This is a genomic window from Streptomyces sp. NPDC028907 (assembly GCF_055564995.1).
Map to the genome: position 1 here is coordinate 252,312 of NZ_JBVHVE010000006.1, position 18,140 is coordinate 270,451.

Below are 18,140 nucleotides of genomic sequence, written 5' to 3' on the forward strand. Positions count from 1 at the left end.
AATGATCGACTGATGGTGAAGAAGGAAACCCTCCCCCCCCCCCTCCCCCCCCCTCCCCCCCCCCCCCCCCTCCCTCCCCCCCCCCCCCCCCCCCCCCCCCCCCCCCCCGCCGCGCCATGCCAGCCCAAAGGTTCGCTCCCGCAATCGGGTCTCCCTTATCCTTTCCCGTGTTGAACGTTGAACTGGGGATCTTGAGGGGGACAGGTCCATGTACAGCGTCATCGTCGTGCCGCCTGACTGCGGCAGGCTGGACGACCAGGTGCGGATCGCCGCCGGTGAGCGGCTCTCGTTCGGCAGGGCCACGCAGGACGGCGGGCTGACCATCGCGCACGACGGGGTGCCCCGGGTCGCCGGGGAGATCACGGCTCACCGGTCCTTCTGGCTGTTGAGCAACCTCAGCGAGCACCAGACCTATGTGGTGGAGAATCCGGAGGGTGCCGGAGAGCACCTGAAGATCGCGCCGGGGCGTCTTGAGGCGCCCGTGCCGTTCGAGTTCGCGCGCGTGGTCCTGCCGGCCGCGGGTGACCTGCTCACCTTCGACGTCTGGGCCCCGCGCCACGCCTTCCGCAGCGCCGACCGCCAGGGCCTGCCCGGTCCCGTCACGGCACCGGCGTTCGCCCTGGACCGCACCAGCAGGTACTTCGCGGTGCTGGCCGCCCTGTGCGAGCCCCGGCTGCGCGGCGAGCCGCACGCGCCGCTGCCCGCGGTGGAGGAGCTGGTGGAGCGGCTGCGGGGCGTCTGGCCGACGGTCAGCCGGTCCGCCGTGTACTGGAACATCGACTACCTCGCCCTCAAACTCCGGCTGCGCCCGGGCCCCGACACCGCCGAGCCCGGCCGACGCGTCAACGGCAAGAAGGAGTCCCTGGTCTCCCTCGCGCTCCGCTTCGACCTGGTCCGCGAGGACGATCTGACGGTACTGGCGGCCTCCATAGCCGAGTCGCTGCGATGACCGGCCGGTCCTGCGCCGTGGCCGTCCCGAAGCGCTACCGGGTCGGCCCGTGGGAGGTACGCGAGCCCCTCGCCTCCGGCGCCTTCGCCACCGTGTACGCGGCACGGCTCGCCGAGGAAGGGGACCCGCAGCTGCCCGCCCGGGCGGCCCTGAAGTTCCTGCCCACCGGCACCCGCACCCCGCGCCAGCTGCGCCACCTCCGCGAACTGGCCGAGCGCGAGGTGGAGTTGCTGGGCCGGCTGCGCGCGCCCCGCCTGATCCGCATGTACGACACCCTGACGGTCGACGACCCGGACCACCCGGAGCTGGACGGCGCCACCGTCATCGTCCTGGAGCAGGCCGAGGGCTCCCTGAGCGACGTACTGGAACGCGACCCGACACCGGCATCGGCCCCGGCGCTGCTGGCCCAGATCTGTGAGGGCCTGCATCAGCTGCATCACGCGGGCTGGGTGCACGGGGATCTGAAACCGGCCAACGTGCTGCTGCTGGAGGGCGGTTCGGTACGGCTGGCCGACTTCAACATGGCCGCCGAAATGGAGGGCACGCACGCCTACGCCCCCGCCTTCGCCACCCCCGACTACACCCCGCCCGAGCTGCTGTGGCCCGAGGTCGACGAGCGCGGCACGCGCATCCGCCCGACCGCCGACGTCTGGGCCTTCGGCGTCCTCGCCCATGTCGCCCTGACCGGCTCCTTCCCGCTGCCGGGCGGCAGCACGGAGGCCCGCACGGACGCGGTGACGCGGTACGCGCGCGGCACCGAGGAGCTGCGCCTGTCGCCCGGACTCCCGGAGGCCTGGCGGGAGATCGTCCGGGACTGTCTGGCCCCCACGCACGCGGCGCGCGTCGCCCGGGTCCCCGACACCGAAGCTCTTCTGCGCCGCGTGGAAGAGGCCGCGGGCTCCTCCCCCTCCGCCCGGCTGCCGAGGCTACGGCCCCGTCGGTGGCGCCGCCCGGTACTGGTCGCGGCCCTCGCGATGACGGCGGTGCTGGGGGCGACAGCGCTGACGTACACCCTCCGCGACGATCCGCCGGCCGCCTCGGCGGCACCGCCCAGCTGTGAGAAGCCGGCGGTCTACGAAGACGAGAAGTACGGCCGCGGCTACACCGCCAACTGGAGCAGCAGCTGGGACTTCACCACCAAACAGGGCGACGGCGGCAGTCAGGTCCGTGAGGTGCAGTGCCTGCTCAGGTACTTGCACGGGATCACCGAAGTGGGCGAGGTGGACGGCGTCTTCGGTCCCCTGACACACGAGGCGGTCGTCACGTTCCAGAAGCGGGTGGGGCTGGAGGCGGACGGCGTGGTGGAGACACAGACGTGGAGCGCACTGCGCAAGTCCGGGGAGGTCTGAGCACAGCGATCAGTGTGCCGAGGGCCGGGGCACAGGAGAACCTCGAACATTTCAGGTTCCCGGCCGGTCCCGGCCACCCTGAAACGTTAGAGGTTCCGTACGCCCCCACCTGCCCCCGAACATGGCACCGACCACGACGAAGCCCTACTGAACCACAGGGGGAACGATGCGCAAGACGCGCTCCACGCTCGCTGTCCTCGCCGCCGGTGCGGCGGCCGCTGCCACTCTCGTGCTGCCGGGCAGCGCCAGCGCGGCCGCGGCCGCGCCGCCGCCCTGCCCGGACAAGTACGTCTGCTTCTACACGGGCAAGGACTACACCGGAGAGATGTGCATGTGGAGCCAGTCCGACCCGGACTGGCAGAAGGGCCACATCAAGTGTTCCTGGTCCGACGACACGAAGGTGAAGTCGATCAAGAACAAGGGCACGAGTGACAACTGGAGCGGTGTGGCCTACTACCACGAGAAGGACTACGGGAACCGGAAGGGCTGCACCAAGCAGGGCAAGGGCGGAAACCTTGCCGGCACGTACACGCTGCGCTCCCACAAGTGGATCAAGGGGTCATGCGGCGCCTGACCTGGTGAACCCGTGATCCCGGGGGCACCTCACGACCGTTGACGATCGCGGCCGCGGGTGCCCCTCGGACCGTCCCGGAACGGCAGCGACGAACCGGGAAGACTGCCGGGTCCCCGCCACCGGCAAGGCCGTTTACGCCGCCGCGCAGGCGGCCTTGGACGGCACCATCGAGGACCAGCGGTACTTCCTGGTCCGTGCACGCACAACGATCCCCTTCTGTCGGTGAGCTGCTGCGATTCGCACGTCACTCTCCGGCTGCCCGGGCACCCGGTGTACCTGCAACGTTCGAGGTACCCCTGGGGTCCGCCCATGGCCACGGTGGACCCCCACCTCCGGAAGGGGACGTCACGTGGCAGACGAGATGGTCCGCAGGGCCCAGAGATTCGTGAACACCGTCTATGGCGAAGACAAGATCGGCATAAAGGTCGACGAGGACGGCAGCACGGGCTGGGACCTGATGTACGCCCTGACCCGAGCCCTCCAGTACGAGCTCGGCATCACGGCTCTGTCGAACAACTTCGGTCCGACGACGTTGTCCAGGCTGCAGTCGAAGTGGCCGAGCATCGGCCATCTCGACACCCCGGCCAACGTCACCATGATCATCCAGTCCGCGCTCTACGCCAAGGGCTACGACGGCAGCAACATCAACGGCGTCTACGACGAACGCACCGCCGCCGCGGTCACCCTCATGAAGCAGCGGATGGGCGTCGCCGGCGCCTTCCCCGGGTCGGACCTCGTCCCCAAGGTCTTCAAGGCCCTGCTGACGATGGACGCCTATGTGGTGGTGAACAACGGATCGGAGACGGTCCGCGACATTCAGCAGTGGCTCAACGGCCGCTACGTCAAGCGCCGCGACTTCTTCGTCATGCCGTGCGACGGCCACTACTCCCGTGACGTCGCCAAGTCCATGATCTACGCCGTCCAGTACGAGATGGGCATGTCCGACGGCGTCGCGGACGGCTGGTTCGGCAACGATACGGAAGCCGGGCTGCAGGAACACGTCCTGTCCGTCGGATCCACGGGAAACTGGGTACGCCTCTTCTCCGCGGCGATGCTCTTCAACCAGCGCTTCAACGCGTTCACCGCGGCCTTCGAAAGCACCCTGTCCACCGCCGTCAGCAGCTTCCAGCGGTTCGCGGCACTCCCCGTCACCGGGAAGGGAGACGTCCAGACCTGGGCGTCACTTCTGGTCTCGTACGGCGACCAGGACCGCAAGGGAGGCGCCTGCGACGGCGTCACCAGGATCACCAACGCCCGTGCCGCGACCCTCAAGTCGGAGGGCATCGGGATCGTCGGCCGCTATCTCAACCCGGGCGGGAGCGAGCTGCCGGAGAAGCAGATCCAGCCCGGCGAGCTCGGCACCATCGCCGCCAACGGCCTGCGCTGTTTCCCGATCTACCAGACGTGGAACCGCGTCGTGGACGACTTCTCCTACGGTGCGGGCGTGCACGCCGCGCTCGCGGCCATCGACTACGCGAGATTCCACGGCTTCAAGGACGGCACCACCATCTACTTCGCCGTCGACTACGACGCCGTCGACTGGGAGGTCACCGACTACATCATCCCCCACTTCAAAGGTGTCTTCCGGACCATCGGCGAGAACTCCTCCTACAACGTGGGCATTTACGGCCCCCGCAACGTGTGCCAGCGCGTCGCCAACCAGGGTTACGCCGTCACGAGCTTCGTGTCCGACATGTCGAGCGGGTTCTCCGGAAACCTCGGTTACCCCCTTCCCAGCAACTGGGCCTTCGACCAGATCGTCACCAAGTGGGTCGGCTCCGGTGACGGCAGGATCGAGATCGACGTCGACATCGTCTCCGGCCGCGACCGGGGCCAGAGCTCCTTCGACCAGGGCCTTGACCCCACCGGCCTCGACAAGGACTTCGTCGACTCCTACCACGACGCCGCCCTGAAGGACGTCCAGGACTACCTGGTGTCGATCGGAGTGCCCGAGACCGGCGGCGACAACTGGAACGACAACGACTGGGCCACCATCGGCGGTATCTCCACCACCGAGGCGTTCGACGCCGTCATCAACATGGACTGGCTGTTCACCGACCTCGCCAGGGTGCTGCGGCTGCGCAAGGCCCTGGTGCAGGCCCCCGTCCTGTGGGAACTGCGCAAGTGGAACCCGCTGGACAAGTTCGCCGACGACGCGGTCAAGGACGGTGACCGGGACGACTCCAGCACCGGCTGGGGGCAGATCTTCGCCTGGGTGGCCATCGAGGCCCGCAACTACTGCATGGACCAGGGAATCATCAACGGTTCTCGCCTCACGGACGCCGACAAGACGTCCGTGTGGAACCGCCTGCACGACGACCCGTCGTACAACATCAGCACCGCGGCCTATCTCACGATCTACAACGCGCACCAGATCGGCGTCGCGCGTCCCGGCCTCAACACGAGCGACGCCGACTCGCAGGACATCCTCGCCCGCTACAACGGCACGGGCGACGGGGCCGAGAAGTACGGGCGCGAACTGATCGGCCTGTACCAGGTCCTGGAGCAGTACAACCGGACCATCCGGACGAGCTGAAGGGCTTCGACATGAGCGCACACCCCAACCGACGTGCCGTCCTGGCCGTCGGCACCGCGGCCACGGCCGCGTATCTCCTTCCGACCGGCACGGCCACGGCTGCCGACCGCACCGCGCCGACGTCCGGACTCCGGCCGGCGAAGATCCCCCTGTCACAGAACGGCTGGGAGATCCAGAACCGGACCAACCACGCCTCTACGGTCCTGACCCGCTCGGTCTCCGGAACCGGGCTCCGCGTCGACGTCCGGATCGGCCTTCCGGAACTCCTGCTCCTGCGCATAGCGCGCCGCTTCCACTACGAGGTCCAGGAACTCCGCGCGGGCGACCTGCAAGGCTGGAGCAGAATCGGCCGCACGCCGCTGACCAGCCCCGCCTCCAACCTGTCCTCGGGCACGGCCCTGCGGATCGTCCCCGGTGCGAGGGTCTCCGGCAGTTACTTCCCCTGGCAGGTCGAGAGGATCCGGGCCATCGTGGCGGACTGCGCGGGGGCGGTCCGCTGGGGCGGTGACGACGACCCGGCGGACCTGTCGCTCTACTACCTCACGGCCGGGCCGTCTTGAGCCCATCGACGAACTGGGCCCAGGCCCCGTCCCCGAAGAGGAGGGCGGGGCCGTTGGGGTTCTTGGAGTCCCGGACGGGGACGACGGCGCCGGGGAGGTTGTCGGCGACTTCGAGGCATTCGCCGCCGGTTCCGCTGCTGTAGCTGCTCTTGCGCCACTCAACGGAGCTCAGGGCGGTCCTGCTGTTGGGATTCATTCCGGTAATCCTCTGCTGCTGCCTCGATCATGGCCAAGGAGGCCTCCGGTGACAGCGCGGTGGCCCTGAGCAGATCGTACGACTCGCGGTACTCCATCACGAGGGCTGGAAAGTCGATGACTTGGCCACTGTGGAGGCCCTCCAGCTAGGCCGACGACCAGCTCAAGTGGAGCGGCTCCGTCGTGCTGTACGACGGCAGCGGACCGTACGGCTACGTGACGTTCCACCGAGGTGACAGCTCCAAGTCGCAGGACGGCGGGGCCTACCACCTCGCGCAGGTCAAGCAGGGCGACGGTTACCGCATCCCCGAAGAGGGCAAGCGCATCTACCACCGCTCCGAGACGATCTCCTGGTACTGAGGCAGTCCCGGCGTCACCCTGAAATGTTTCAGGTACCGCCCGCCACTCCGTTCCGGCCACCATGGTCCCGTGCCGCCCCGGGGGGAGTCGGCACAACTGATGGGGGAGATCGCCGACAGGGGTGCGCGGTCGATCCTGTGCGCGGCCGCGGTGAGCGTCAGGTTCCCACGCTCTCCGCGGCCGTCGCCGTTTCCTCCCGCCGGCGCGCTGGGACGGTAGCCTCTCGTCAACTGACGTGACACGACCGCACGTTGCGCAAGAGAGAGCAAAGAGCAATCGGGGGCCCCGTGACAGACCAGCGACCCGCGTCGCCGTACGACCCGGCCGGTGCCGCCGCCACCCTGCGGCATGCGGGCGCGACCCCGCTGCAGGCCACCGAACCGGGCCGCATCGGGCCCTACCTGTCCCTCGGCCTCCTCGGCAGCGGCGGCATGGGCCGGGTGTATCTGGCCCGTCCCGCCGACGGCACCCCCGGCCTCGCCGCCGTCAAGGTGATCCGTCCCGAGTACGCCGAGGACCCCCTCTTCCGTCGGCGCTTCGAGCGGGAGGCGTCCCTGCACGCCCGGGTGCGTTCGGCGCAGGCGCCGCAGTTACTCGGTACCGGGTTCGACGACTCGCTGCTGTGGATGGCGACGCAGTATCTGCCCGGACTCAACCTGGCCAACGCCGTCCGCGAGTGCGGAACGCTGGAGTGCCAAGGGGTGTGGCGGCTGGTCGGCGATCTCGGACAGGCCCTGTCGGCGCTGGCCGTCGCCGGTGTGGTCCACCGGGATCTCAAGCCGTCCAACGTGATCTTGTCCCAACAGGGCGCGCACGTCATCGACTTCGGTATCGCGCAGGCCGCCGACAGCAGCGCGATCACCTCCACCGGCAGCCGGGTCGGTACACCGGCCTTCATGGCGCCCGAGTATCTGCGCGAGGGCCGTTGCGACACCGCCTCCGACGTCTTCTCCCTCGCCGGAAGCCTGATCTACGCCGCCACCGGCCACGCCCCCTTCGGCGACGGTACGGGCGTCGACGTGATGCACCGGGTCGCGTTCGAGGAGCCCAAGGCCGACGTCATGGCCGGACTCGCGGCACGGGACGCCGAGCTGGCCGCACTGCTGTCGGCCTGCCTCGCCAAGGACCCCGCGGGCCGCCCCACCCCGGGACAGTTGACGGAGGCGGCCGTGGCCGCCGGGCGCGGCCGCGCCCCCTCCTGGCACGAGCCCTTGGCCGGCCGGCTGCTGGCCCGGCGGCAGGCCTGCGACGTACTCGAACAGACCCCTGTCCAGCAGCTCGCGCAAGGCGGGCAGGACGGGCAGGGCGCACAGGGGACCGTCCAGTTGCGTGCGCGCACGGGGCACTCGGCGTTGCCGGACTCCGGCTCCACCCAGGCGTCCGCCCTCGGCGACGGCGGCGGACGGAAGCGACGGAAGGCGTATCTCGCCGTTACGGCCGGTCTCGTGGTGTGCGCCCTCGCCGCGGGCGCCTTCTTCCTCACCCGCCCGGCCACCGACCACACGACCCCGGCCGCGGCGACGGCGCCCGAGAGCCCCGTCCCCGAGGAGACGGCGTCCTCCCCCGCCCCCAGCTCCTCGCCCTCCGGCGACAAGGACAAGGGGAAGGGCGAGGAGGAGGGGAAGGGGAAGGGGGACGGTAAGGGCAGCGGTAAGGGCACCGGCGCGGCGGCCGAGGATTCCGCGGCCCCGGACGCGTCCTCCGGCGGTACGGGCGGCGGGACGCAGGCCACTCCCGCCGACGAGACCTCCGCCCCGTCCGACGGCAGCGGCAACGGCGGGGGCGGCAACGCCCCGGCCCCCACCCCCACCAAGACCGCCACCACAGCCGCCACCCCGCCCTGGCTCTCCGACTGCACCCACTACTCCGGTACCAAACTCACCGTCCGTGGCGACAGGGGTAAGCGCGTCCGCCAGGTCCAGTGCATGCTCACCAAGCGCGGCTACAGCGTCGGCGGGTCGGGCGTGGACGGCCAGTTCGGCGCGGACACCGAGTCGGCGGTCAGACTGTTCCAGAGCGACAAGGGGCTGGCCGTCGACGGCGAGGTCGGGCCCAACACCTGGGCGGGGCTGCGTAGTTCGACCTAGTTCGGCCCATTTCGACGTAGGCAGGGAGCCGGTTCAGTCCGGCTCGTGTTCCCAGCGGAAGGACGCGAGGCCGAGCCGTTCCTCGTCCGTATCACCCTGTGCGCCGCCATGGTCGTCGCCCCGCCGCCGGCGAGTGACATGCCCGACGGCGACCATCGCGCCGAGCAGCAGTCCGGCGAGGCAGACAAGGCCGACGAAGAGCGCGGCGATGCCGAGCAGGCCGTACCCGGCCCAGGTGACCATGATGTCGATCGGGTTCCCGCATCCGCACGCCGGCATGGTGTGATGCTGCCCGAAGGCGGCCCGGTGGTGAGGGGCCGTTCCCCAACGGTGCCCTGACGGTAGCCCTACCGCAACGCGAGCGCGGACGGGCCCGCCGGCCGACGACCGACGGGCCCGTCCGTGTCACCGCGACACGGCTCAGTGGAAGAAGTGCCGCGTCCCCGTGAAGTACATCGTGATACCGGCCTTCTGCGCCGCCTCCACGACCAGCTCGTCGCGGACCGAACCGCCGGGCTGGACCACGGCCTTGACGCCGGCCTCAGTGAGGATCTCCAGGCCGTCCGGGAACGGGAAGAAGGCGTCCGAGGCGGCGTAGGAGCCCTGCGCGCGCTCGGCGCCGGCCCGCTCGACGGCCAGCTTCGCGGAGTCGACCCGGTTGACCTGCCCCATGCCGACGCCGACCGACGCGCCGTCCTTGGCGAGCAGGATGGCGTTGGACTTGACGGCCCGGCAGGCCCGCCAGGCGAAGGCGAGCTCGGAGAGCTCCTCGGCGGAGAGCGCCTCACCGGTCGCCAGGGTCCAGTTGGCGGGGTCGTCGCCGTCGGCCTGGAGGCGGTCGGTGACCTGGAGGAGGGCGCCGCCGTCGATGGGCTTGACCTCGGCCGGGTGCGCGGGCGCGGCCGGGGCCTTCAGGACGCGGATGTTCTTCTTCTTGGCGAGCGCTTCGAGGGCGCCGTCCTCGTAGTCCGGCGCGACGATGACCTCGGTGAAGATCTCGGCGACCTGCTCCGCCATCTCCTTGCTGACCGGACGGTTGACGGCGATCACACCGCCGAACGCCGACAGCGGGTCACAGGCGTGCGCCTTGCGGTGCGCCTCGGCGACGTCCGCGCCGATCGCGATGCCGCAGGGGTTGGCGTGCTTGATGATCGCTACGGCCGGCTCGGCGTGGTCGTACGCGGCACGGCGGGCGGCATCCGTGTCCGTGTAGTTGTTGTACGACATCTCCTTGCCGTGCAGCTGCTCGGCCTCGGCGAGACCGACTCCTGTGCCGTCGACGTAGAGAGCGGCGGGCTGGTGCGGGTTCTCGCCGTAGCGCAGGGTGCTCTTGCGCTCCAGGGCGGCTGCGATGAACTCGGGGAAGGGGGACTCGTCGGCCGGGGCGTAGGCGCTCGCGAACCAGCTCGACACCGCGATGTCGTACTCGGCGGTGTGCCGGAACGCCTCGGCGGCGAGCCGCTTGCGGGTGGTGAGGTCGAAGCCGCCGTCCGCGACCGCGGCCAGGACGTCCGCGTACCGCTCGGGGCTGGTGACGACCGCGACGGAGGGGTGGTTCTTGGCGGCGGCACGCACCATGGACGGACCGCCGATGTCGATCTGCTCGACGCACTCGTCGGGCGAGGCACCGGAGGCGACGGTCTCGCGGAACGGGTACAGGTTGACGACGACCAGGTCGAACGGCTCGACGCCCAGCTCGGCCAGCTGCCGCTGGTGGTCCTCGAGCCGCAGGTCGGCGAGGATGCCGGCGTGCACGCGCGGGTGCAGGGTCTTCACGCGGCCGTCCAGGCACTCCGGGAAGCCGGTGAGCTCCTCGACCTTGGTGACGGGGACGCCGGCGGCGGCGATCCGGGAGGCGGTCGAACCGGTGGAGACGAGGTCGACCCCGGCCTCGTGCAGCCCGCGCGCCAGCTCTTCCAGACCGGTCTTGTCGTAGACGCTGACGAGCGCCCGGCGAATGGCCCGCTTGTTGCTCTCGGCGGTGGCGGTCACTGGATAACTACCTTTCGTCCCTCAATGCGATAGCCGTTACGGGCGAGCCGCCCCACGACCTCGACGAGCAGCCTTCGCTCGACTTCCTTGATGCGCTCGTGCAGAGCGCTCTCGTCGTCCTCGTCCCGGATCTCCACCACGCCCTGGGCGATGATCGGTCCGGTGTCGACGCCGTCGTCGACGAAGTGGACGGTGCAGCCGGTGACCCGGGCGCCGTACGCGAGGGCGTCGCGGACGCCGTGGGCGCCGGGAAAACTGGGCAGCAGGGCCGGGTGGGTGTTGACGAACCGGCCGCCGAAGCGCGCGAGGAACTCCTTCCCCACGATCTTCATGAACCCGGCGGAGACCACGAGGTCGGGCTCGTGCGCGGAGACGGCGTCGGCCAGCGCCGCGTCCCACTCCTCACGGCTGCCGTGGTCCTTGACCTTCCGCACGAAGGTGGGCAGTCCGGCACGCTCGGCCCGCGCGAGCCCCTCGATGTTCTCCCGGTCCGCGCCGACGGCCACGATCTCGGCGCCGTACGCCTCGGGCCCGACGGCAGCGATCTCGTCGAGCAGCGCCTGGAGGTTGGTGCCGGATCCGGAGACCAGCACGACGAGGCGCTTGGCCACGGTGGAGCCCTTTCTCGGGGTGAGCGTCTTTGTATGGTCGTACGAATGCTTCGCGCCCCCGGATACGGGGAAGTCTACGAAGCGGCCGACCGTCAGCAACGATACCGGCACTCCCGACGCCCCCCACGGGACGGGGGCGTGGCTGGAAGGTAGCGTCTGGTGGGGCCGGCTCGGGAACGCGGTTGCGGTGTGGTGCGTTCACGAGGTGACAGCCCATGTCGGATCAGTCGTTCATCATGTCGTTGGACCATGTCGTTCACCATGTCGTTCACCAAGGGGAAGACGCTCACTTGATGTCGGACCGCAGCCTGCGACTCCTCACCCTCCCGCCGCAGTCCGCGCAGGGAGGGAAGCGTGACGCCGTCCTGCTGCGCGAGCGGCCCGCCTCACCGCCCGACGCGCCCTCGGACAAGCCGTCCGGCGACGAACAGAGCACTGGCACCCAGGACGACAACAACCCCTTCGCCCCGCCGCCGGAGGGCACGCCGGACCGCCCGTGGCAGCCGCGGCGCCCGTCTGGCGAGGACGGCTCCCAGGGGTCCGACCAGAGCGGCGGCCGCTCGCCCTGGGGCAACCAGTGGAGCGACCGCCAGCCGGGCCGCTCCCCCGGCGGCTTCGGCGACCACCCCCGAGGCCCGGGCCAGGACGGCCCCGGGAAGGGCACCCCGGGCACCGGCATGCGCTGGGACCCCACCGACCCCGCCCAGCGCCGCGCGCGTTACGCCCTGCTCTCCGGCATGTGGGCCTTCTTCTTCGCCCTGTTCAGCTGGCCGTACGTGGCCCTGCTGCTGGGCGCGCTGGCCCTGTACTGGGGCATCAGCAGCCTCCGCACCAAGGCCCGCAATCCCGACCCGGACACCCCGGCCGCGCCCCGGCCCACCGGCCGCCCCCAGACGACGGCGGCGGTGAGCGGCCTGGTCACGGCGTCCCTGGCCATCGCGGTGGTCGCCGCCGGGTTCACGGCGCAGGTGGTGTACAGCGACTACTACACGTGCACGAACGACGCGCTGACCAACGAGGCCAAGCAGTCGTGCGATGAGCACCTGCCGGAGGAGTTGCGGGGGGTTCTGGGCACGGAGGACTGACCGGCCGGGTTCCACGGCTGCTCGGCGCCGTGGGCGTGGGTGGTCATGGTGAGGCCGGTGATCCAGGGGACTTCGAGGGCTCGGGACCCGCAGGACCTGCGGGGCCTGCGGGGCCCTCAGCAGCCGTCTGGGCCCCCTCGGGAGCGTCCTGAAGCTTCGAGACTTCACATGCTTCAAGGGCTCTCGGCGGCTCAGGGGCCGCTGGCGGCTCCTCTGGATCCGAGGCCTCCTTCATCGCCGCCCAGCGGGCCGCTCGCGAGTCCTCGTCGTGCCAGGGTGGCGGCTCGGCGGGCGGGAAGTCGTCCGGTTCGAAGGTCGTGTCGTGGTCGTACGCCCCGTACGGAACCTCCTGGTCTCCGGTCTCGTACGGCCCGTCCTCGTCGTACGCCGCCGCGGACCCGGCGTCCTGATCCCCGCCCTGCGGGCCGGCCTGGTCCTGCGCCAACGCCGTGAACGGCCCTTCCTCGCCGTAGACGGAGTGCCGCGAGTCCGAGTCCGAACCCGAGCCCGTCGACGCCCTCTCGCCGTCCCCCGGCTTTCCCGGCTTTCCCGGCTCCCCCACCTCCGCCGACTTCTGCGACTTCTCCGGCTCGACGCGGGGCTTGCCGATCCGGGCCTCCCGTGTCTCCGTCTTGCTCGCACGGGCCGTCCGCGGCGCCCACCCCGTCCGGCACCGCCACCCGCGTACGACCACCGCCACGGGAACCGCCACCGCCGCGACCCACGCCAGCGTCGCCGCCCCCACCTGCCACCACACCGGCCCGAACTGCGCCAGCACACCGCGGCCCAGCGGCCCGCCCGACAGCGCGGCCAGCACCGCGACCACGGCCGCGCAGAACACGGCCGCCAGCAGCGCGACCCCGGCGGTCCGCCCCGGCGCCCAGGCCACGACGGGTGCCCGCCCGGCCCGGCCCCCCGTCGTCGTGGACGTCCGCCGCTCCTCGTACCCACCGCCCCACCTCGCCGCGAACGACCCCACCACCACACCCGCCACCACCGGAACCGCCCCGACCGCCCACTGCAACGGCCCGCCCACTCCGGGCCCCGGCACCGCCTCCAGCAGCGGAAGCGGCGGCAGCAGTGGCGCGGGCGACGAGGACAGCGGGCCCACGACATGCCCCGCGCCGAGCACGAACCCGGGGCCGAGGGCGTACGACGCCGCCCAGACCGCCGCGTTCGGCACGAGCGCGGCGCACAGCAGCAGTACCGCGAACCGTCCCGACCAGCCGCCCGTCAACTCCAGGAACGACGTCCGCGCCGCCCCGCCGTGCCAGACCAGCGAGGCGCCCACCAGCACCGCCCCGCCGCCGATGAGCGCCGCCGCCCCGGCACCGGCCGCCCGGGCCGCCGCGCCGAGCCGGGCGGGCGCCTCCGCGACCGGCACCAGCCGCCGCACCTGCGTCGGCATCGCCCCCAGCACACCGTCGGCCGCCTCGGGCCGTCGTTCGCACGCCGTCCACACCCCCACGCCCGCCGCCACCATCGTGACCAGGGGCACACACAGCGCGGTCCAGAACCACGCCGGCCGCAGTTCGCCCCCGGTGGCGTAGACCGCGGCCGCCGCCCCGACGCCGAGGTACCCGAGCACGACGCCCGTCCACGCCGTACGCCCCGACACCACCGGCGCCCCGTCGCCGCCGTCCGCCGCCGCGTCGCGGGCCGCCCGGTGCACCAGCCAGACCGGGAGCATCAGCAGCAGCAACGGGGTGACTCCGACCGGGGCGGGTACGCCGGAGAGGGTGTCGGCTCGGACCAGTTCGGCCCCGTGCGCCAGGAGCCACAGCACGGCGGCGACGTGGAGCGCGCCGCCCGGCCCGCTGTCCGGGTACGGCGAGCTGATCCACAGCGCGATCACCAGTACGGCGAGCACGCCGAGCCCCAACCCGGCGGCCACGGCGCCGTTCAGCAGGCTGGCGCCGAGGCCGGGCATTCGGTAGCGGATGCGGGTGAGCAGGGACGACAGGGGCGTTCGGCGGGCGGTCATCTCGATCACGAGCGCCATGCTCCCAACGACACGCGCTTTCCCGTCGTAACAGGCGAACCTCCGATGTGTCGCTCAATATATGTTTATGTACCTTTTCGCACGAAGGGGCGTACGGTGACGCAGAGTCCTCCCACCCCGCTCCCCCCGCCCAAGGAACGCCGACGCCTGCGCGAGGCCTGTTCGTTGACGCAGGATCAGGTCGCGGAACGGGTGGGCGTCAGCCGCGAAACGGTACGCGCGTGGGAGAGCGGCCGTACGACTCCGCGCGGTCGGCGCAGGGAGGCGTACGCACAACTGCTGAGGTGGCTGGAGAAGAAGACGCGGGATCAGCAGGGGGCGCAGGGGGCGGAGGAAGAGGCGTGGGCGCGGGGGACTGTCGGGGGCCAGGAGGTGACGGGGCGTCAGCGGTCCGAGGACCGTCCCTCGGCTCCGAGCCAGGCCTCACCACCGGTTCCGGCACCGGAACCGGAACCGGCACCGGAACCCCGGCCCGAACGCCCCCTCTCCCCCGCCCAGGCCTTCGACGCGCTCTACGCCTTCTGCGCACCCGCCCTCGTACGCCAGACCTACCTGCTCACCGGGCGCCGTGAACTCGCCCGCGAATCGGTCGAGCGGGCCTTCCAGGTGGCCTGGCAGCGGTGGCCCGAGGTGGCACGCGACCGGGATCCGGCGGGCTGGGTGCGGGCGACGGCGTACGACTTCGCACTCTCCCCCTGGCACCGGTTCCGGCCCCGCTACCGGCACCCCGAACCCCCGCCCTCCGACGCGTCCGACCGTGTCCTGCTGGACGTACTCCTCGAACTGCCGCCGCCCCAGCGCCGCACGCTGCTCCTGTACGACGGGGTGGGCCTCGACCTGCCGGAGACGGCGGCGGAGACGGAGGCGACCACACCGGCGACCGCGAACCGTCTCCTGCACGCCCGCGCCGCGGTCGCAACCCGCCTTCCGGGTCTGTCCGACCCCGCCGAGCTCCACGACCGCCTGGCCGAACTGGCCTCCACGGAGCGGCTGCGCGCGCCGAAGCCGGCGACTGTGCGCGACGGCAGCGAACGCCGGGCCCGCTTCTGGACGCGGGCAGCCATCGCGTTCACGGTGGCCCTCATCGGCACGACGGCGCTCACGCTGCGGACGGCTCCGACCCAGTACGAGCCCCCTGTGCCGCCGGGGGCGACGGTGCGGGGGGTGCCGCCCAGGGTGGCCCCGGGGCCTCTGTCGTCGAAGGAGCTGAAGCTGAGGGCCAAGCTGCGGTCGGAGGCTCAGCACGGTCCGGAACGGCTGGCTCCGCAAATGGGGTGACCAGTTCCCCGAGCCCCTGGGGGTTGCGGTCACCGCGCCCGCATGGCCTGCGGGCAGTCGTGCCGCAGGGGCGACGCCCGCCGGCGCGGCTGGCGTGAACGCCGGTGGGCCCGCCCCCATCGCGGGGAACGGGCCCATCGGCGTTCAGGTGACGGCCGTTACTACGGCTCAGCCGCCCAGGATCTCGCGGGCGAGCTTGGCGGTCTCGGTCGGGGTCTTGCCGACCTTGACGCCCGCGGCCTCCAGGGCCTCCTTCTTCGCCTGGGCGGTGCCGGACGAACCGGAGACGATGGCGCCGGCGTGGCCCATGGTCTTGCCCTCGGGCGCGGTGAAGCCCGCGACGTAGCCGACGACCGGCTTGGTCACGTTCTTCGCGATGAAGTCCGCGGCCCGCTCCTCGGCGTCGCCACCGATCTCACCGATCATCACGATCAGGTCGGTGTCGGCGTCGGCCTCGAACGCGGCGAGCGCGTCGATGTGCGTCGTACCGATGATCGGGTCGCCACCGATGCCGACGGCGGTCGAGAAGCCGATGTCACGCAGCTCGTACATCATCTGGTACGTCAGCGTGCCCGACTTCGAGACCAGACCGATACGGCCCGGCTTGGTGATGTCGCCCGGGATGATGCCGACGTTCGACTGACCCGGGGTGATGATGCCGGGGCAGTTCGGGCCGATGATCCGGGTCTTGTTGCCCTTCTTGCCGGCGTACGCCCAGAACGACGCCGAGTCGTGCACGGCGATGCCCTCGGTGATCACGACGGCCAGCGGGATCTCGGCGTCGATGGCCTCGACGACCGCGTCCTTGGTGAACTTCTCCGGCACGAAGATGACGGAGACGTTGGCGCCGGTGGCCTCGATGGCCTCCTTGACCGTGCCGAAGACGGGTACCTCGGTGCCCTCGAAGTCGACCTTCTGTCCCGCCTTGCGCGGGTTCACGCCGCCCACGACGTTGGTGCCGTCGCCCAGCATGAGCTTGGTGTGCTTCATGCCCGTGGCGCCGGTCATGCCCTGGACGATGACCTTGCTGTCCTTGTTGAGCCAGATAGCCATGGTGTGTTGTGTCCTCGTCCTGAGTGCTTACTTTGCGGCGTGGGCCAGCTCGGCGGCCTTGTCGGCCGCGCCGTCCATGGTGTCGACGCGCTGCACCAGCGGGTGGTTGGCGTCGGTGAGGATCTGTCGGCCGAGCTCGGCGTTGTTGCCGTCGAGGCGGACGACCAGCGGCTTGGTGACGTTCTCGCCGCGGTCCTCCAGCAGCTTCAGGGCCTGGACGATGCCGTTGGCGACCTCGTCACAGGCGGTGATGCCACCGAAGACGTTGACGAAGACGGACTTGACGTCCGGGTCGCCGAGGATGATCTCCAGGCCGTTGGCCATGACCTGGGCGGAGGCGCCACCGCCGATGTCCAGGAAGTTGGCCGGCTTGACGTTGCCGTGGTTCTCACCGGCGTACGCGACGACGTCCAGCGTCGACATGACCAGACCGGCACCGTTACCGATGATGCCGACCTCGCCGTCGAGCTTGACGTAGTTGAGGTTCTTCTCCTTGGCGGCGGCCTCGAGCGGGTTGGCCGCGGCCTTGTCGTGCAGCTCGTCCCAGTCGTGACGGAACTCGGCGTTGTCGTCGAGCGACACCTTGCCGTCCAGGGCGATGACGTCGCCGGAGGCGACCTTCGCGAGCGGGTTGACCTCGACGAGGAGGGCGTCCGACTTGATGAAGGTGTCCCACAGCGTGACGAGGACGTTCACGACCTTGTCCGCGACCTCGGACGGGAACTTCGCGGCCTCGACGATCTCGCGGGCCTTGGCCTCGTCCACGCCGTCGATGGCGTCGATGGCGATCTTGGCGACGGCCTCGGGGCGGGTGGCCGCCACCTCCTCGATCTCCATGCCGCCCTCGACGGACGCGATGGAGAGGAAGGTGCGGTTGGCACGGTCGAGGAGGAAGGAGACGTAGTACTCCTCCAGGATCTCCGGGGCCGTCTCGGCGATCATGACCTTGTGGACCGTGTGGCCCTTGATGTCCATGCCGAGGATGTCGGTCGCCCGGGCGACTGCCTCGTCCGCGCTGGCGGCGAGCTTCACGCCGCCGGCCTTGCCGCGGCCACCGACCTTCACCTGTGCCTTGACGACGGACTTGCCACCGAGGCGCTCGGTGGCTGCGCGGGCCGCCTCAGGCGTGTCGATGACTTCACCGGCCAGCACCGGTACATCGTGCTTGGCGAAGAGGTCCCTCGCCTGGTACTCGAACAGGTCCACGCGCTTCCGTCCCTATCAGTGATCTCGCGGTTCGTTGGATGCGTGGGCGTGCCGCGAAGGGCAACGTGACGTCCGCTGTCACAAGGGAGGCGCACACGGTGTCCGAGCGCGCGGCATGTCCGTCTCGCAGGTTATCTCTGCTTGCAGGAGCCCCCTAAATCGAGGGTCACACCTGAGCGGTGATACCTGTCACATGATGCCGCGATCAGCAAAGATCTCTGGCACGGCGTGCCGACTGTGAGCAATCGGGAACCTGCCGGCTACGCGAAAGAAGGACCTCACCGGGTTGGGGTTGACCCGGTG

16 protein-coding genes and 2 pseudogenes are annotated in these 18,140 nt (G+C 70.8%); 10 read left to right on the forward strand and 8 right to left on the reverse strand.

The window, feature by feature from the left end; all coding sequences use genetic code 11:
- Positions 1-208 precede the first annotated feature (208 nt).
- From ACZ4UU_RS20205 to ACZ4UU_RS20230, 6 genes and pseudogenes are all read left to right on the forward strand, one after another.
- The gene (locus ACZ4UU_RS20205; RefSeq protein WP_471904771.1) at positions 209-949 is read left to right on the forward strand and encodes an FHA domain-containing protein; all 741 of its coding nucleotides are present in this window, start codon (positions 209-211) and stop codon (positions 947-949) included.
- The gene (locus ACZ4UU_RS20210; RefSeq protein WP_471904772.1) at positions 946-2,298 is read left to right on the forward strand and encodes a protein kinase domain-containing protein; all 1,353 of its coding nucleotides are present in this window, start codon (positions 946-948) and stop codon (positions 2,296-2,298) included. The genes ACZ4UU_RS20205 and ACZ4UU_RS20210 overlap by 4 nt, the downstream gene beginning before the upstream one ends.
- A gap of 166 nt (positions 2,299-2,464) precedes the next feature.
- On the forward strand, positions 2,465-2,872 hold the full coding sequence (locus ACZ4UU_RS20215; RefSeq protein ID WP_471904773.1) for a peptidase inhibitor family I36 protein: 408 nt from the start codon (positions 2,465-2,467) through the stop codon (positions 2,870-2,872).
- 127 nt (positions 2,873-2,999) lie between these two features.
- A pseudogene (locus ACZ4UU_RS20220) lies at positions 3,000-3,098 on the forward strand (hypothetical protein); the annotation flags it as partial.
- A 123-nt stretch (positions 3,099-3,221) separates the two neighbouring features.
- On the forward strand, positions 3,222-5,408 hold the full coding sequence (locus ACZ4UU_RS20225; RefSeq protein ID WP_471904774.1) for a glycoside hydrolase domain-containing protein: 2,187 nt from the start codon (positions 3,222-3,224) through the stop codon (positions 5,406-5,408).
- A gap of 11 nt (positions 5,409-5,419) precedes the next feature.
- Positions 5,420-5,968 (forward strand): hypothetical protein, encoded by a 549-nt coding sequence (locus tag ACZ4UU_RS20230; RefSeq protein WP_471904775.1) that lies wholly within the window; start codon positions 5,420-5,422, stop codon positions 5,966-5,968.
- Here the strand turns inward: ACZ4UU_RS20230 and ACZ4UU_RS20235 are convergent.
- Both ACZ4UU_RS20235 and ACZ4UU_RS20240 read right to left on the reverse strand, forming a co-directional pair.
- Positions 5,949-6,164 (reverse strand): DUF397 domain-containing protein, encoded by a 216-nt coding sequence (locus ACZ4UU_RS20235; protein WP_471904776.1) that lies wholly within the window; start codon positions 6,162-6,164, stop codon positions 5,949-5,951. The genes ACZ4UU_RS20230 and ACZ4UU_RS20235 overlap by 20 nt on opposite strands.
- A pseudogene (locus ACZ4UU_RS20240) lies at positions 6,127-6,306 on the reverse strand (XRE family transcriptional regulator); the annotation flags it as partial. The gene ACZ4UU_RS20235 and the pseudogene ACZ4UU_RS20240, both read right to left, overlap by 38 nt.
- Before the next feature lie 40 nt (positions 6,307-6,346).
- Here ACZ4UU_RS20240 and ACZ4UU_RS20245 point away from each other — a divergent pair.
- Together ACZ4UU_RS20245 and ACZ4UU_RS20250 are read left to right on the forward strand one after the other, a co-directional pair.
- Positions 6,347-6,523, forward strand: coding sequence for a hypothetical protein (locus tag ACZ4UU_RS20245; RefSeq protein WP_471904777.1), 177 nt, complete (start codon positions 6,347-6,349; stop codon positions 6,521-6,523).
- A 287-nt stretch (positions 6,524-6,810) separates the two neighbouring features.
- Entirely contained in the window at positions 6,811-8,610 is a 1,800-nt protein-coding gene (locus tag ACZ4UU_RS20250; RefSeq protein ID WP_471904778.1) for a protein kinase domain-containing protein, read from the forward strand.
- Between the two features lie 33 nt (positions 8,611-8,643).
- Here ACZ4UU_RS20250 and ACZ4UU_RS20255 read toward each other — a convergent pair whose 3' ends face one another.
- The 3 genes from ACZ4UU_RS20255 to purN all read right to left on the reverse strand — a co-directional run bounded on the left by ACZ4UU_RS20255 (position 8,644) and on the right by purN (position 11,213).
- Positions 8,644-8,889 (reverse strand): hypothetical protein, encoded by a 246-nt coding sequence (locus ACZ4UU_RS20255; RefSeq protein WP_471904779.1) that lies wholly within the window; start codon positions 8,887-8,889, stop codon positions 8,644-8,646.
- Positions 8,890-9,030: 141 nt separating this feature from the next.
- A complete protein-coding gene (gene purH / locus ACZ4UU_RS20260) occupies positions 9,031-10,602 on the reverse strand; it encodes a bifunctional phosphoribosylaminoimidazolecarboxamide formyltransferase/IMP cyclohydrolase (RefSeq protein WP_471904780.1) in 1,572 nt (523 codons plus the stop codon).
- Positions 10,599-11,213, reverse strand: coding sequence for a phosphoribosylglycinamide formyltransferase (gene purN / locus ACZ4UU_RS20265; RefSeq protein WP_471904781.1), 615 nt, complete (start codon positions 11,211-11,213; stop codon positions 10,599-10,601). The genes purH and purN overlap by 4 nt, the downstream gene beginning before the upstream one ends.
- 293 nt (positions 11,214-11,506) lie before the next feature.
- On the opposite strand from purN, the gene ACZ4UU_RS20270 reads away from it, so the two are divergent.
- Positions 11,507-12,298: a hypothetical protein gene (locus ACZ4UU_RS20270; RefSeq protein ID WP_471904782.1), complete on the forward strand. Its 792-nt coding sequence runs from the start codon at positions 11,507-11,509 to the stop codon at positions 12,296-12,298.
- Between the two features lie 43 nt (positions 12,299-12,341).
- On the opposite strand, the gene ACZ4UU_RS20275 is transcribed toward ACZ4UU_RS20270, so the two are convergent.
- Positions 12,342-14,300: a cell division protein PerM gene (locus ACZ4UU_RS20275; protein WP_471904783.1), complete on the reverse strand. Its 1,959-nt coding sequence runs from the start codon at positions 14,298-14,300 to the stop codon at positions 12,342-12,344.
- A 96-nt stretch (positions 14,301-14,396) separates the two neighbouring features.
- On the opposite strand from ACZ4UU_RS20275, the gene ACZ4UU_RS20280 reads away from it, so the two are divergent.
- Positions 14,397-15,578: a helix-turn-helix domain-containing protein gene (locus ACZ4UU_RS20280; protein WP_471904784.1), complete on the forward strand. Its 1,182-nt coding sequence runs from the start codon at positions 14,397-14,399 to the stop codon at positions 15,576-15,578.
- A 168-nt stretch (positions 15,579-15,746) separates the two neighbouring features.
- Here ACZ4UU_RS20280 and sucD read toward each other — a convergent pair whose 3' ends face one another.
- Complete coding sequence (gene sucD, locus ACZ4UU_RS20285) at positions 15,747-16,631, reverse strand: succinate--CoA ligase subunit alpha (protein WP_471904785.1); 885 nt, start codon at positions 16,629-16,631, stop codon at positions 15,747-15,749.
- A 27-nt stretch (positions 16,632-16,658) separates the two neighbouring features.
- Positions 16,659-17,837, reverse strand: a complete 1,179-nt coding sequence (gene sucC / locus ACZ4UU_RS20290) for an ADP-forming succinate--CoA ligase subunit beta (RefSeq protein ID WP_471904786.1) — start codon at positions 17,835-17,837, stop codon at positions 16,659-16,661.
- Positions 17,838-18,140 lie beyond the last annotated feature (303 nt).

What these genes read in the sequence shown, in the direction of transcription:
- ACZ4UU_RS20205 (WP_471904771.1), top strand. Translation starts at nt 209, where the DNA reads ATGTACAGCGTCATCGTCGTGCCGCCTGACTGCGGCAGGCTGGACGAC.
- ACZ4UU_RS20210 (WP_471904772.1), top strand. Translation starts at nt 946, where the DNA reads ATGACCGGCCGGTCCTGCGCCGTGGCCGTCCCGAAGCGCTACCGGGTC.
- ACZ4UU_RS20215 (WP_471904773.1), top strand. Translation starts at nt 2,465, where the DNA reads ATGCGCAAGACGCGCTCCACGCTCGCTGTCCTCGCCGCCGGTGCGGCG.
- ACZ4UU_RS20230 (WP_471904775.1), top strand. Translation starts at nt 5,420, where the DNA reads ATGAGCGCACACCCCAACCGACGTGCCGTCCTGGCCGTCGGCACCGCG.
- ACZ4UU_RS20235 (WP_471904776.1), bottom strand. Translation starts at nt 6,164, where the DNA reads ATGAATCCCAACAGCAGGACCGCCCTGAGCTCCGTTGAGTGGCGCAAG.
- ACZ4UU_RS20255 (WP_471904779.1), bottom strand. Translation starts at nt 8,889, where the DNA reads ATGCCGGCGTGCGGATGCGGGAACCCGATCGACATCATGGTCACCTGG.
- ACZ4UU_RS20270 (WP_471904782.1), top strand. Translation starts at nt 11,507, where the DNA reads ATGTCGGACCGCAGCCTGCGACTCCTCACCCTCCCGCCGCAGTCCGCG.
- ACZ4UU_RS20275 (WP_471904783.1), bottom strand. Translation starts at nt 14,300, where the DNA reads ATGGCGCTCGTGATCGAGATGACCGCCCGCCGAACGCCCCTGTCGTCC.
- sucD (WP_471904785.1), bottom strand. Translation starts at nt 16,631, where the DNA reads ATGGCTATCTGGCTCAACAAGGACAGCAAGGTCATCGTCCAGGGCATG.